Source organism: Neobacillus massiliamazoniensis, from assembly GCF_001048695.1.
GTDB lineage: Bacteria > Bacillota > Bacilli > Bacillales > Cytobacillaceae > Neobacillus > Neobacillus massiliamazoniensis.
Genome location: NZ_CVRB01000002.1, coordinates 204,487 through 218,649 on the forward strand (window position 1 = coordinate 204,487; position 14,163 = coordinate 218,649).

Below are 14,163 nucleotides of genomic sequence, written 5' to 3' on the forward strand. Positions count from 1 at the left end.
TATAACATTCGTTGCATTATTTTCCGCAGGTGTTTATTTTAATATAAAAGTATACGGTTCTAAGCTACAGTAAAGATGAATATCTTTACTGTATTTTTATTTCTTTGGCTATGTTAAACTTGCCTGTTGATTTGCGCTTCAGGCGCTTGCTTTCCGCGGGCGTTCCGGGGAGCCTCCTCGGCGCTTAAGCGCCTGTGGGGTCTCCCCTGCCCCGTACTCCCGCAGGACGTTGAATCAGCATCTTTGAATTAACACCGCACGAAGGAAATGCGATAGCATTTTCGAGGATCTCGCGTCTTCCGCTCCAATCAACATAGTTTCAAAAATCAACAATGACTTTTAACACAGCCATTTCTTTAATTTTCTTTTTCTTCTAAAAAAAGCTACAATAGACAATGAAGATTTTGGTAAAGGAGACAAAAATATGAGTGATTTTCAAAAGAACTTAGAAAAATATGCAGAGCTTACCGTTAAGGTGGGCGTAAACATTCAAAAGGGACAAATATTATATGTTGGCGCATCCATTGATGCTGCTGAGTTTGTTCGTTTAGTTGTAAAAAATGCATACGAAGCGGGGGCAAGCAATGTCATTGTTGATTGGAATGATGATACTGTGGCGAGAACCAAATATGATTTAGCTCCTGATGAAGCATTTCATGAATACCCTGTATGGCGTGCTAAAGAACGAGATGATTTAGTGGATAAAGGGGCAGCGTTTATGGCAGTTGTTTCGCAAAGCCCTGATTTATTAAAGGGTATCGATCCTGAGCGCATCTCTAATTTCAATAAAGCAGCAGGTAAAGCATTAGCGAAGTATCGTCAGGCAGCTCAATCCGACAAGGTTAGCTGGACAGTCGTCGCTGCCGCCTCACCTGCCTGGGCTGCAAAGGTATTTCCGGATGTTCCTAGCGACCAGCAAGTTGACAAGCTTTGGGATGCTATTTTTAAAGCCACTCGTGCTGACCTTGAAAACCCTGTGGAAGCCTGGAAAAAGCATGATGAAACCCTTCATGAAAAGGTCCATTATTTAAACGAAAAGCGTTATGCAAATCTTCATTATAAAGCACCTGGAACCGATTTAACCATTGAGCTTCCGAAGAACCATATCTGGGTTGGAGCTGGAAGTGTTAATGAAAATGGTATTGAATTTATGGCCAACATGCCAACTGAAGAAGTATTCACCGTTCCATTTAAAACAGGTGTAAACGGAACAGTAGCAAGCACAAAGCCGCTTAGCTATGGTGGAAATATCATCGACCGCTTTTCGGTTACTTTTGAAAACGGAAAAATTGTTGGGGTAAAAGCTGAAGAAGGCGAAGAAATTCTGAAACGTCTTGTTGATACCGACGAAGGATCTCATTATCTTGGTGAAGTCGCTCTTGTTCCGTATGACTCACCTATTTCACAATCAAACATTCTTTTCTTCAACACCCTATTTGATGAAAATGCATCGAACCATTTGGCAATTGGAAGCGCCTATGCTTTCTGTATCGAGGGCGGCAAGAAAATGTCCTCCGAGGAATTACAAGAAAACGGGCTAAACAATAGCCTCACTCACGTCGATTTCATGATTGGCTCAGCTGAAATGGACATCGACGGAATTACAGCTGACGGTAAAGCAGAGCCAGTGTTTAGAAAAGGAAATTGGGCTTTTTAATATATGAGTTTTAAAGAGACCGGTCACTATTTATTTTAGTGGCCGTTTTTTACATTAAAATGTTTTATTTGACCTGATTGGGGGCTTTCGTGTTTTTCTGGCACGTTAAACTATTTAATTTGACCGAGTTGGGGATCTTTCACCTTTTTCGGGCACGTTAAACCATTTAATTTGACCGGTTCAGGAGTTTTTCGCCATTTTCGGGTACGTTAAACTGTTTAATTTGACCGGTTCAGGAGGCTTTCGCCATTTTCGGGCACGTTAAACTGTTTACATTAGCTGCAAAAAATCAGAAAGATACCTCATTCAAGTCAATAAGAATATAGTTAATATCATAAAAGAATTGAAAAATAGTAAGTATAAAGTGTAAAATATCAGATACTTAATAGTTTTGGAGGTAGCACTAGATGTGGGATGAATTTAAGAAATTTGCAATTAAAGGCAATGTCATTGATCTGGCTGTCGGGGTTATTATTGGAGGGGCATTTGGGAAAATCGTTTCCTCGCTCGTAGGAGACGTTCTTATGCCATTGATTAGCTTATTAACAGGTGGAAAGCACGATATCACCAACCTTGCAATAAAAGTAGGAAATGCAAATTTAAAATATGGTGCCTTTCTTCAAAACATCATTGATTTCTTCATTATTTCCTTTTCAATTTTCCTGTTTGTTAAATTTATTAATCGTTTTACAAAGAAGGAAGAAGCGGCACCGGTCGTTGAGAAGATTGACCGAAAAGAGGAGCTTCTCGCTGAAATTCGAGACTTATTAAGAGAAGACAAAGATATTTTTAGAAAAAATGAAACTTCTTGACCACTTCATCGTATATCTTTAATAAGAAAATAATTTGAGGTGAAAAAATTGTATCCACAAACATCAACTGAATTTATGCCATCTGTTTTAAGAACATTTGCGCTTTCGCTTGCTTTTGCATTCCTTGGTACAATGGCTGGGGTATACGTACCGCCTAGTTTATTTTTACCTTTAGCCATTATTGAAACAGTGATGCTCATTGCCGCCTTCATCTTTAGGCGAAAAAAGGCAATCTCATATCCATTCCTATATATCTTTACCTTTGTATCAGGAATCACCTTGTATCCGGTTGTCGCCTATTATCTTGCTACCACCGGGGCAAATACGGTTATCCTCGCGTTTGCTAGTACAACGGTTGTCTTTACAGGCATTGCAATCTATGCAACAAAATCAAAACGGAACTTCTCGTTCTTGGGTGGATTCCTTTTAGCAGCATTACTTGCCATGGTCGCTATTTCTATTTTTAATTTAATCTGGCCATTAAGCTCAACTGGGATGCTTGCTTACTCTTTTATCGGGGTTATGGTATTCAGCGGCTACGTTCTCTTTGATTTTAACATGATAAAGCGTCAAGGAGTTCGTCAGGAAGATGTTCCACTCGTTGCGTTAAGTCTTTACTTGGATTTTATTAATTTATTCCTTAGCATCCTCCGCATTTTTGGGATTCTTTCTAAAAATGATTAAACTAGAAAAAAGGCCGTTACCAACGGCCTTTTTTAATTGCTGCTTTGTTGTTTTTGAATAAAAGAGCTTGAGAATACTCCGATTTTCTTACAGATGGTTAAATAATGCATAAGGGCGATTAATATTGAACTCGTATTCATAGCGATTACTATCCCATCCATCCGCCATTCTGGCTTTGATCCTAATACCCAAATGATAGAAAAAGCAATCACTGTTCCCCAAATGTTATGAATAAACGAATCTTTAATAAGCCCAAGACCAATTAAGATGGCCTGTAGCGGCATGATAAAATAGTGAAATAAGAAGAATGGCCATAGCATTTGCAAAAATACGGAAGCTGTAGATGAATGAAAGAATAACGATGATAATGGATCGGCAAAAATATAGAAGAGAAAAACAGCCGGGACCCCGTATAAGAAAGTCAGCATGATTACTTGGTGGAGCATTTTCTGCATGGTAGGATAATCTTTTTCAGAGTAAGCCTTTGAAACGGCCGGAATCAGGACAATCATTAAGGAATGAGCAATAAAGGCAGGAAAAAATCCTATCGTTATAGCCACTCCCATCAGCATCCCATATTGTTCCGTTGCTATTGTGGCGGTAAGGCCGGACCGAACCAATACTGCTTTGATTAAAAACGGCTGTATCGCACCTGTTAAAGCGGCAAACAAGCGCATTACTGTCGTTGGAATCGAAACAGACATTAAATTTTTGCGGACAACCTTTCGATTTAAGTTAGAAAAAGGATGACGCTTCATCTGCTGAAATTGAATAACGAATTCGAGGATTAAGTATAGAAACACAACGACTTCGCTTCCTATTAATGTTGCTATGGCAATTAATAGTGCCGCTTCTGTATTAAAGTGGAAAAAGCGAAACAACAGGAATAATGCGGCGAGTTGAAATATTTTCCTTAGAAAATTGGAGACAGCAATTTTCCCCATATGATGCACACCCATAAAGTATCCTCTGGCAACAGACATAAAGGTAGTAACTGGAATTAGGATTAGGATGAGCCATCTTAAATAAGGGTGATAAGAATTAAATATCGGAATAAAAGGCATCATCACTGTAGCTACCAGCAATAAACTGCTTGTAAAAACAATCGTGATGGTGATCGCATGATAAAGAATGTTTCGATGAAACCGCTCCTCTTTTTCTGCAATAAATTTCGAAATAGATATGTGCAGCTCAAAGCTCGAGAGGAGAACAATCAAATAAATCGACGGCAGGATGGACATATACATACCTAAGCCATGTTTACCTAACTCCCTCGCCAAAATCATATTGACAAAGAACTCAATCCCTTCTCCTAAAAAAGCAGATGCCGCCAAAAAAAAGATTCCTCTGTAGTAAATCGCCATTTGTTGATTCCCCCAATCCTTCCCTTTAAACCTATGAGACAAGTTCGCTGAATAGTAGGGAATTTTTTCTGGGCATAAAAAAAAGGACTACTATAGCCCTTTTTTACTTCGTCCCGCATTAACGGGCAATAAGATAAGAACCCCACCTCAAGATTGAGAGAGAAGCGAAGAAGATCAGTGGGGGTTAACTGCCCGTAAAAGCCCGATTGGTTCAACTAACCATCAGCCGGGATGAAGTCCCCCACTGATGGAAGTTTCACTTTATCAGAGAATGCTTAAATGCATATATAACTGCTTGGGTGCGATCCTGTACCTGCAGCTTACTTAAGATATTGCTGACATGGGTCTTTACGGTTTTCAGTGCAATAAACAGTTCATCGGCAATTTCCTGATTGGTCTTGCCTTCTGCCATTAACAATAAAATCTCTAGTTCTCTACTTGTCAGTTCCTCATGCGGCAGGTGCTGTGCTTTTTGCCGCATTTTAACCATCATTTTTCCGGTTACTTCCGGTTCAAGGACAGATTGGCCATGATAGGTAGCGCGGACGGCATTGGCAATTTCACTTGCTTTTGAGGTTTTCAGCATGTAGCTAGTAGCGCCAGCCTCAAGTGCCGGGTATACTTTTTCGTCATCTAAGAAGCTTGTTACGATGATGATCTTAGCTTCCGGCCACTGTTCGATGATTTGCCTTGTAGCCTCAATCCCGTCCATTTCTTTCATGACTAAATCCATTAAAATAATATCGGGACGAAGCTTAAGGGCAAGCTCAACACCCTCTTTTCCATCTCCCGCTTCACCGACCACTTCGATATCAGGCTGTGCCGACAAATAGGAAGAAACTCCGATCCGTACCATCTCATGGTCATCAACAAATACCACTCTAATCATTTCCACCATCCCCGTTCATCATAACCGGAACCTTTACCTCAAGCCGAGTTCCTTTATTTTTCACACTAATGATCTTCAGTGTACCACCGACTTCAAGAGCGCGTTCATGCATATTTTGCATTCCGTACGAGCCGGCTTTTGTTTTGTTAACCTCAAACCCAATTCCGTCATCAACAATCCGTAAAATAACTAGGTCATCCCTTTTAATCATCAGCACCTCAAGCTTGTTAGCTTTTGCATGCCTGAGAGTATTCGAGATGGATTCTTGCAGAATACGAAACAGATGGTCTTCAATTCCTTTATCAAGCGGGAAATCTTCAACCTTCCATTGAATATCCATCGTCACCTTTTGAGATAATTCGATTAAAAGCTCTTCAATTCCTACCTTGAGCGATTTATTCTTCAAGGCAACAGGACGCAAATGAAGAAGCAGCGCACGCATTTCAAGCTGTGATTGATGAATCATTTCCTCCACCATTTTTAATTGCTTGTCTTCAAGTGTCTCTGTTGTCTGTTGTTTCGTTTCATTAATGGCTGACATCATCATCGATGCCGCAAATAATTGCTGACTGACCGAATCATGCAGCTCGCGAGCGAGGCGGTTCCGCTCCTGCTCGATAATTTCCTGGATCCTTGCTTCCTGGTCCTCTACTTTTTCGGTAGCTAACCTTTGCGATAATTTGGCTTGTTCTGACATTTGTTTGCCAATTTTCTCGATACGTTTCGCAATAGTTTGGATTTCCGTTATCGTTGGTCTTTCATCGATCTCGGTTTGTTTTCCTTCCTCAAGTTGATGCAAGGACTGGTCAAGAAAAAACAGCTGCCTTCTCCAAAACATGCCGGAAACCGCGCCAATGAAAATACCAACAGTGATACTGAATGCCGGGATAAAAATGATAAAGGGAATCCCCATAAAATTTCGATCCCAAAGACTAGACCAATTAGACAAAGGGAAGACAACAAAAAAAATCGCCGCCACCGCGATGGCAATCACAAAAGACAAGCCGACACTCCACATCATTTGCCGCTGTGTTGTGCTCATATCCGGCTCACCTCTAAATTCCCTACCAAAAGCGTAGTAAAAATTTTTACCTTTTGCTCGGCATTTTCATATCCTGGTGTTTTCAACTGGATTACTTGGTTAAACATTTTCGAAGAATGGTTTTCGAAAACATTCGCGGATCCTACTACACAAGAATGATGGATACTTACCTCTGTTTCATATGGTATGAGAATTTGGATATTTCCGATCATATTCCGAATAAAAATAACGGTTTCCCCTTGTGGAAGCAGTGTATAGCTGAAATCGATGACGCAATCGCCAATTCCTGTCTGAATGTTCACATCATTCCATTCGTAAACACTATTTGGCGTTTTTTGTTGGCCCAAAAAGTGATTTTCAAAAAATGGCTTAGTCGAAATCATCGTTTCCTTTTGTTGTATATGAACTGGTTCTTTAAACTCAGGTTGCATTTTTCGGGGATTTCGCTTTGATTTTAAATATTGAATAAAAAAGTGCAGTAAAATCGCTAACAATATAAATTTAAATGTCAACATATTTAAGATGCTGATTAAAGTAAAGACGATCCCACCGAAAAAGAGTATTTTCCCCCGTTTTTTTGTCAATTTTTTTCGGCCTAAGTAAATCATTGCACTAGAGATAAAAAGGGAAAAGATAAGCCCTCTGTTGAAAAATAGTATTTCAAGGAGGAGAATGATGACACCCATTAACACCATCCATCCGACATAATCATTTTTAGTATTTTTAAACATGGGCTCACCCTCTCCTTTTTTCTCTATGGTCAAAAGGCGTAGGATTCTACGCCTTTTAAAATGATTAGTCAGTACTTCCGCTTTTATTACTATCCAGCTCCAGTGCCTTGCCCCTCGGGTCATAAGCCGTCCTACTTTGGTGGCTGAGAAGCTGCCTCCTCGCAGGTCGTCTTATGCCTTTCGGGGCTGTTCAAGGCACTTCCGCTTTTATTAGAATAACATGTTTTGCTATTAATTGGACTTGGTTTCGTCTAATTTCCTATCTTTTTCTAGCTGAGCGATTTTTGCATCTATGGTGCTCCGATAATAAGAGCTGTTTACTTGATGCTCAAGGCGGTCTAGATAGTTCTCGATTTCTTGGAAGCGCGAGAACGATTTATCGGAATAAGTATGGGAATCTAACACTTGATTCATCCGAATATTGGCGCGGGTTACATTTTCACGACCCATTAATTCCATCCGGCGAATATGCATATCTTTAAGCTTGTGCTTCATTTCTTGATATTTTCTTTCTAACTCCTCAAGCTGAGTCTTTACTTGCTCAAGCGATCCGCTTAAACGCTGCGCACGGTCGACAAATTGCTGGTGCTCGGCTGCTGCAAATTGGGAAAGCTCCATTTCTCCAGCTTGTGAAGCAATTTCTGCTTGTTTCTTTCTTTTTTCAGCAAATTCAACAGCTTGTAAATATTCCCTTGTAAATTCATCCTTAAGCGTATATTGCCGCTCTAAAAGCTTTCTTACTTTTTCAGTTTCCTGTTCACACTCGCGAAGGTATTGATTTAACATCGCAATTGGATTTTTCTTCTCCTTTTGGTCAATAGCCTCGTTAAGATCAGCTAGAATTGTGTTTTTCAATCTTGTTAATAAGTTTGTCATGTTTATTCTCTCCTTTATAAAAATTTGTAATTATTTCCTACAACGAAATCTTAATAATGTTTTAAATTACTCCATTCTTTTTCAAAATTAACAAATGGATCGGACTCTTCCTTTACTGAGGCAGTACGCTTGTTTTCATTCCACTTTTTATATACAAGGTAGAGCACAAATGCTGCTCCGACACCAATGATCGCCGGTGCATTATGGATGGAAGCCATCAAAACAATGAATCCGATGATTCCGAGCCCGATTTTGCCTCCAGTCGATTTAGCCTTTAAAAACTGTTTAAAAATAAAGTAGAGTAACACTAAGCTGACGAAAAACCCTACCATCGGACCAATTGTTGAAAGCAGAACAATAGCTGATATACCACCCGCTAAAAGTAAACCAAATTTTTTCATTTTGTTTATCCTCCTTTCGTTTTCTTGATTTCATCTTACCTTTTTTCAATCTGTTCCAAAATTGCGCCTGAGCTTGATTTTTATATCGGTCCCAAGACGTAGAAAGGGTCAGACTCTAATAAAAAGAGCTGACCCTTTACCTCACATAAGTGTGGCCACTTTGCTTATTTTGAAATAAATTGCTGAACCCAATAATAACCCTGCGATCCACCTTTTGCATATCCACAACCGATGTAGGTGTAATTTGCATTTAGAATATTGGCCCGATGACCTGAGCTGTTCATCCAAGCTTGGACTACTTCAGCAGGAGTAATCTGCCCGGCAGCAATATTTTCAGCAGCGGCACTGTAGACGATTCCAAAATTCCTCATCATCGTAAATGGATCACCATAGGTTGGACTTGTATGAGAAAAATAATTATTGTCTCGCATATCCATTGCCTTATAGCGGGCCACCCTAGAAAGTTGCCAATCCATTGTCAACGGTTTTAACCCAAATTTTGCTCTTTGTTGATTGGTCAACTGGATCACTTGATTTTCAATACTTTTGGTTGCATCAAGGTTTGGAATATTAACCTTTTGACCTGGATAAATGAGATGCGGATTTTTAAATTGCGGGTTTGCACCTATTAGTTCTGATAGACCGACCTGATAACGAACGGCAATTTTCCATAGAGAATCACCAGGCTGAACAATATAAACTTGCTGGGCGAACGAAACATTGGGAATGCAAAAAAGAGACAGAATAAACAGTAAGCCAATCCAAAAAGTTTTTTTCATATTTTCGCCTCCTCCGAATATATATTTTTGATTTCCTGCTCAAAATATACAGGGGATTGAAAAATAAATAGGAACTAACGCTGAGATGATGCGGAGGACAAACGATTGAGGGACCTATCATGGATGACTTATCTCATGTTAATTTTAGCCAGCTACCGATTAACTCATTTAATTGTTTTTGATAAAATTACCGAATTTATCCGAAGACCCTTTGTGAAAAAAGTAAAGGTAGAGACAGATAGCGGTACTGAATCAAAGGAGGTTCCAACCTCGATGTTTGGTTATCTATTGAAATGTTATTGGTGTGCCGGGATTTGGAGTGCGATTTTGCTTGGTACAGCCTACTTGCTTTTTCCAAAGGTTACCTACGTTTTTATTCTCATTTTCTCCATTGCCGGCGGTCAATCAATTATCGAAACGTTTGTCGGAGTGAATATAAAAAAAGTCGATTTTTATGCAGATTTGAAGAAGAAAGACGAATAGAAATCGTAATGCCTGCGAAAAAAAATTCCCCCCCTGCATATATTTTATAAAGGGGGGATTTAATATGGGAGTCTGGTGGGTCACGACCATCGGTTTTGTCCTATGTCTTGGTTTTGTTGGCGCAACTTTTATTCATTTCATAAGAAGAGGTCTAGATTCAGATGATGCAAAACGAATTGACCGAATTAAAGATGAAAAAGAGGAATGATGGCAGTTAGTCAGAATGGGCCAATTGTAATGCCTGTAGGGCAGCTCGCACAAATCCCTGATTCTCAAGATTTAATTCATTTTCCGGTGTCCAAGGATTCGACATCCCTTCTCATCCTTTCATATGAAATAAAGAGCCATGTTTATGACATGGCTTTTTTGGGCAAAAATACTATTTTCCTTCACATTATTTTCTCTTTTTAGGAAAAATTAAACAAGAGTTCATTCTAATGCTGGAGGAATACAAATGAGTTCACCTGAGAATAAATTTCCGAAAACCTATTGGCGTGAGATTGAATTACCCGCCTTTGAGAAATTAAGCGAGGATATAGCTGTTGATGTTGCCATTGTTGGTGCTGGAATCGCCGGGATTACTGCCGCATATCAGCTGTCTAAAGAAGGTTTGAAGGTTGCCCTAATAGAAGCGGGTGCCGTTTTAAATGGGACTACCGGACATACGACTGCGAAGCTGACAGCCCAACATGGCATCATTTACGATGAATTAATAAGCCATTTTGGTGAAGAAAAGGCAAGGCTTTATTATGAATCACACATGCACGCAATTCAGTTCGTCGAAAATAAAGGAATTGACTGTGATTTTAGTCGAGAAGATGCATATGTGTATGCTTCAACTGAACAGTATGCAAGGGATATTGAAACCGAAATGGAAGCATATGAGCAGCTTGGAATCGAGGGAAGCATGAAAGACCTCATCCCCTTTAATATTCAAATAAAGGGCGCAATCTTGATGAAAAATCAAGCCCAGTACCATCCGCTTAAGTTTTTGCGGGGTCTCCTTGAGGAAGCAGTTCACTCCGGCTGCCATGTTTACGAAAATACAACAGCCGTAGACATTGAGGATGAAGAATCCGAGCCGAAAGTAGTGACAAAGGATGGACATAAGGTAACCTGCAAGCATGTGATTATCGCCTCGCATTTTCCTTTCTATGATAAACCCGGGCTCTATTTCGCGAGGATGTACGCATCAAGATCTTATGCAATCGGAGTGAAATGGGATAAAGACTATCCAGGCGGTATGTATATCTCGGCCGATACTCCATCTCGTTCCCTCCGCTATACTCCTTATAATGGCAGTAAATTACTCATCATTGGAGGAGAAACCCACAAAACGGGACAAGGTGTCGATACCTTAACGCATTATCACGCACTCGCTGATTTCGCGAAGGAAGTGTTCGGAACGGGGGACTACCTATATCGCTGGTCTGCACAGGATTTAGTTACCTTAGACCGCGTCCCTTTTATCGGGCAGATGACGGAGAATAAAGAGAGAATATTAGTCGCCACCGGCTTTAAAAAATGGGGGATGACAACCGGGATAATGGCAGGGCATTTATTGGCCGACTATGTATTGAATCGTGATAATCCTTATAAGGAACTTTATTCACCATCGCGCTTTCATGCCGACCCTGATCTAGGAAAAGCCATTACAACGAATGCGGATGTAGCGAAGCATCTTGTAAAGGGCAAGCTTGAGTTTGTTCCAAAAGATCCCGGAGATGTGAAGAATGGCGAAGGCTCCGTAGTGATGCATAACGGTAAAAGAGCAGGAGCTTACCGGGATGAAAACGGCAAGCTTTATCTCGTTGATACAACTTGTACCCATCTTGGCTGCGAAACAGAGTGGAACCATGCCGAAAAAACATGGGATTGCCCATGCCATGGCTCTCGATATGCTTATTCTGGGGAAGTAATCGAAGGCCCGGCGCTAAAAGCACTAGATTTGCTTGAAGAAAAATAAAAGGGTGTCAGGCACCAAAAAAAATGGTGCCTGACACCCTTGTTCATTATTTACTATTCGGACGATTCCGCTTCAGATCTTCTCCTGTTGAAAATTCAACAAGCTCAGAGCTATTCCTCATTGGCTTTTTCACATTGTTGTTGCGCTGGGCATTGGCGTTTCCAAGTTTCTTTCTTCCCACCCAATTCATCTCCTTTTTGAAAAATTCAATGATAGTATGGATGAAAGCATGCAAACTTATTCTTTTGAAGACAGCTCTGTCCGGATTACTTCCGAATTTAGAGTGCAATTTGTGAAAACTTCGGTTTTATTTGCGAAAACTACAGTTTCATTCGCGAAAATCTCGGTTTCATTTGCGAAAACTACAGTTTCATTCGCAAAAACCAGTTTCATTTGCGAAAACTTCGGTTTCATTTGCGAAAACTACAGTTTCATTTGCGAATACTACAGTTTCATTTGCGAAAACCTCGGTTTCATTTGCGAAACCTAGTTTCATTTGCGAAAACTACAGTTTCATTTGCGAAAATCTCGGTTTCATTTGCGAAAACTACAGTTTCATTTGCGAAAACTTCGATTTCATTTGCGAAAACCTCTATTTCATTTGCGAAAAAGTTTACTACCGAGTTAAAAAACAACATCTTCGATTTACAGAGCGTAAAAAAAGACAGTGGATGTCCACTGCCATTTCCATTATCTATTTAACTTTTGGTTTTCTGCTGAAATTTGTCCTTTATAAAAAATTCTTTTATGAAGGGGAATGTTTAATTTGCGGCAGAAAACTTTCAATTCACGTTCTTCTCTTTCGGTAACAAGCGAAATGACCGTTCCTTCTGCTCCCATTCTTCCAGTTCTTCCGCCGCGATGAACGTATTGCGTTACATCCTTGGGAAAATCTATATGGACGACATGGGTAACTCCTTGAATATCCAGTCCTCTTGCGGCAACATCTGTTGCAATGAGCATTTTCATTTTTCCGTCGCGAAATGCCTTAAGCGCCGTTTGCCGCTCTAGTTTTTTCATTTCACTATGTAAAATTCCAATAGAAAGCTCTTTAAATAGTAATTTTTCCTTAAAAACCTGAATTTCACCGATATCATTAATAAACGCAAGGGTTTTGGCATTTTCTAAGCGCACTATTTTTTCAAGCAACTTGATTTTGTCGCGTTGTTCACAAAGAAAATAAATGTGTTCGACCTCTCCTGCAGATGCTATTTCGTCCTTTTGAATTCGAATGACTTCCGAGTCCTTCGTTAGCTCTTTCGCCAATTTTTCCGTTTCTGCTTTTAGTGTTGCTGAAAATAAAATAACTTGTCGGTGGTCAGCCAGTGTCGACTTCACAATGTTTTGAACGGTATTTAGATGCTCAGGAATTAATAGCTGATCCCCCTCATCGAGTACAACCAGCTTCACTTCATGCATTTTCACCTTTTTCTGCTTGATAAATTCATACAAGCGGCCCGGTGTGGCGAAAATGGCATGGGGACGTTTTTTTAATTTTTCAAGTTGTCGCTTTACATTTGCCCCTCCAATGAGCGATGTACCTCGGATTCCGCTTCCTTCAGACCATTTTTGAAATTCTTGATATACTTGCATGACCAGCTCCTGCGAGGACGCTAACACAACGGCTTGCAGGGTCTGCGTATTTGGATCAATTTTATTTAATAATGGTAATAAATAGGCCAGCGTCTTCCCTGTCCCTGTCGGTGATTCCGCAATTACGTCCTTCCCTTCAAGGATAGTTGGTATTGCCGCTGTTTGTATGGCAGTAGTAGCTTGAAAACCGGATTTTTCCCACACATCCTGTAAGAATGGCTTTAGATTATTTAACATAACTTACTCCTTCAATTTATAAATGTACCACTGATACTATCTCATTAAGCTGTAGATGTCTAGATAGGAAAATGATTCATATAAAGAAGAATCCAAAGGATATGATAACAGAGGACTGAAAAATAGATAACACAAGTAGAAACTAAGAGAATCCGCCTCCACCCAATTAATGGACGGAGCCAATACAATCCGATGAGCGCAAGCGGGAGACAAATTTTGATCATGTAAAAAATAACCCAGCTTTTTTCAATGGCTAGCCTCATTATCGGGTTCCCCTCTTCAATTAAACCAAATGTTATGCCAAGATTGGTTAAAACTGCATCCATCAAACCGGCAAACAGCAGAAATAAACAGAGCTTCATGAACTTCCTCCTCAAAAAATGAAAATCTCCTTTCTGCTCATTCATAGTCTGATACTTAAGAGAGTCCCCTCGTTACTTAATGTTTAGAACACCCATTTTTAGGCATGCAAAGCTCATCAAAATTTCAACCAGTTCGTGGAGGCTCGTCGGCAGTTCACGTCCAGTGATAGTCCTCTTCAAGGAACGACTGTTCAAAATATTGTCTTGGATGCGCTCAAATAATATCCTTTTTTATATTATTTTTCAGTTAGGAAAAAATATTACAGCAGCCTGATAGTCATAATAAC

Annotated in this window: 16 protein-coding genes; 6 read left to right on the forward strand and 10 right to left on the reverse strand. The window is 39.9% G+C overall.

Annotation, left to right across the window (positions count from 1 at the left end; translation table 11 throughout):
* The first annotated feature begins 424 nt into the window (after nt 1-424).
* The 3 genes from BN1082_RS08975 to BN1082_RS08985 all read left to right on the forward strand — a co-directional run bounded on the left by BN1082_RS08975 (nt 425) and on the right by BN1082_RS08985 (nt 3,153).
* Complete coding sequence (locus BN1082_RS08975; protein WP_090633526.1) at nt 425-1,657, forward strand: aminopeptidase; 1,233 nt, start codon at nt 425-427, stop codon at nt 1,655-1,657.
* Nucleotides 1,658-2,064: 407 nt separating this feature from the next.
* Nucleotides 2,065-2,469, forward strand: coding sequence for a large-conductance mechanosensitive channel protein MscL (mscL, locus tag BN1082_RS08980; RefSeq protein ID WP_090633528.1), 405 nt, complete (start codon nt 2,065-2,067; stop codon nt 2,467-2,469).
* Nucleotides 2,470-2,517: 48 nt separating this feature from the next.
* The gene (locus tag BN1082_RS08985; RefSeq protein WP_245640370.1) at nt 2,518-3,153 is read left to right on the forward strand and encodes a Bax inhibitor-1/YccA family protein; all 636 of its coding nucleotides are present in this window, start codon (nt 2,518-2,520) and stop codon (nt 3,151-3,153) included.
* A 32-nt stretch (nt 3,154-3,185) separates the two neighbouring features.
* Here BN1082_RS08985 and BN1082_RS08990 read toward each other — a convergent pair whose 3' ends face one another.
* From BN1082_RS08990 to safA, 7 genes are all read right to left on the reverse strand, one after another.
* Complete coding sequence (locus BN1082_RS08990; RefSeq protein WP_090633530.1) at nt 3,186-4,517, reverse strand: oligosaccharide flippase family protein; 1,332 nt, start codon at nt 4,515-4,517, stop codon at nt 3,186-3,188.
* A 256-nt stretch (nt 4,518-4,773) separates the two neighbouring features.
* Complete coding sequence (locus BN1082_RS08995) at nt 4,774-5,406, reverse strand: response regulator transcription factor (protein ID WP_090633532.1); 633 nt, start codon at nt 5,404-5,406, stop codon at nt 4,774-4,776.
* Nucleotides 5,399-6,448 carry a sensor histidine kinase gene (locus BN1082_RS09000; protein ID WP_090633533.1) on the reverse strand — a complete coding sequence of 350 codons (1,050 nt, stop codon included), beginning with the start codon at nt 6,446-6,448 and terminating at the stop codon, nt 5,399-5,401. Before BN1082_RS09000 ends, BN1082_RS08995 begins: the two co-directional genes overlap by 8 nt.
* Nucleotides 6,445-7,179, reverse strand: a complete 735-nt coding sequence (liaF, locus tag BN1082_RS09005) for a cell wall-active antibiotics response protein LiaF (protein WP_090633535.1) — start codon at nt 7,177-7,179, stop codon at nt 6,445-6,447. The genes BN1082_RS09000 and liaF overlap by 4 nt, the downstream gene beginning before the upstream one ends.
* Before the next feature lie 231 nt (nt 7,180-7,410).
* A complete protein-coding gene (locus tag BN1082_RS09010) occupies nt 7,411-8,055 on the reverse strand; it encodes a PspA/IM30 family protein (RefSeq protein ID WP_090633537.1) in 645 nt (214 codons plus the stop codon).
* A 50-nt stretch (nt 8,056-8,105) separates the two neighbouring features.
* Nucleotides 8,106-8,456 carry a lmo0954 family membrane protein gene (locus tag BN1082_RS09015; RefSeq protein ID WP_090633539.1) on the reverse strand — a complete coding sequence of 117 codons (351 nt, stop codon included), beginning with the start codon at nt 8,454-8,456 and terminating at the stop codon, nt 8,106-8,108.
* Nucleotides 8,457-8,620: 164 nt separating this feature from the next.
* Nucleotides 8,621-9,235 (reverse strand): SafA/ExsA family spore coat assembly protein, encoded by a 615-nt coding sequence (gene safA / locus BN1082_RS09020; RefSeq protein ID WP_090633541.1) that lies wholly within the window; start codon nt 9,233-9,235, stop codon nt 8,621-8,623.
* Between the two features lie 105 nt (nt 9,236-9,340).
* Between safA and BN1082_RS09025 the strand changes: the two genes are divergently transcribed.
* The 3 genes from BN1082_RS09025 (at nt 9,341) to BN1082_RS09035 (ending at nt 11,684) form a co-directional block, all read left to right on the forward strand.
* Complete coding sequence (locus BN1082_RS09025; RefSeq protein ID WP_090633543.1) at nt 9,341-9,718, forward strand: DUF1360 domain-containing protein; 378 nt, start codon at nt 9,341-9,343, stop codon at nt 9,716-9,718.
* 64 nt (nt 9,719-9,782) lie between these two features.
* Nucleotides 9,783-9,926 (forward strand): hypothetical protein, encoded by a 144-nt coding sequence (locus BN1082_RS27400; RefSeq protein ID WP_176699717.1) that lies wholly within the window; start codon nt 9,783-9,785, stop codon nt 9,924-9,926.
* A gap of 246 nt (nt 9,927-10,172) precedes the next feature.
* Entirely contained in the window at nt 10,173-11,684 is a 1,512-nt protein-coding gene (locus BN1082_RS09035) for an FAD-dependent oxidoreductase (RefSeq protein WP_090633546.1), read from the forward strand.
* A gap of 46 nt (nt 11,685-11,730) precedes the next feature.
* Here BN1082_RS09035 and BN1082_RS28525 read toward each other — a convergent pair whose 3' ends face one another.
* The 3 genes from BN1082_RS28525 to BN1082_RS09045 form a co-directional block, all read right to left on the reverse strand.
* The gene (locus tag BN1082_RS28525) at nt 11,731-11,865 is read right to left on the reverse strand and encodes a hypothetical protein (protein WP_281177003.1); all 135 of its coding nucleotides are present in this window, start codon (nt 11,863-11,865) and stop codon (nt 11,731-11,733) included.
* Between the two features lie 509 nt (nt 11,866-12,374).
* The gene (locus BN1082_RS09040; protein WP_090633548.1) at nt 12,375-13,514 is read right to left on the reverse strand and encodes a DEAD/DEAH box helicase; all 1,140 of its coding nucleotides are present in this window, start codon (nt 13,512-13,514) and stop codon (nt 12,375-12,377) included.
* 59 nt (nt 13,515-13,573) lie between these two features.
* Nucleotides 13,574-13,876: a DUF5658 family protein gene (locus BN1082_RS09045; RefSeq protein ID WP_090633549.1), complete on the reverse strand. Its 303-nt coding sequence runs from the start codon at nt 13,874-13,876 to the stop codon at nt 13,574-13,576.
* Nucleotides 13,877-14,163 lie beyond the last annotated feature (287 nt).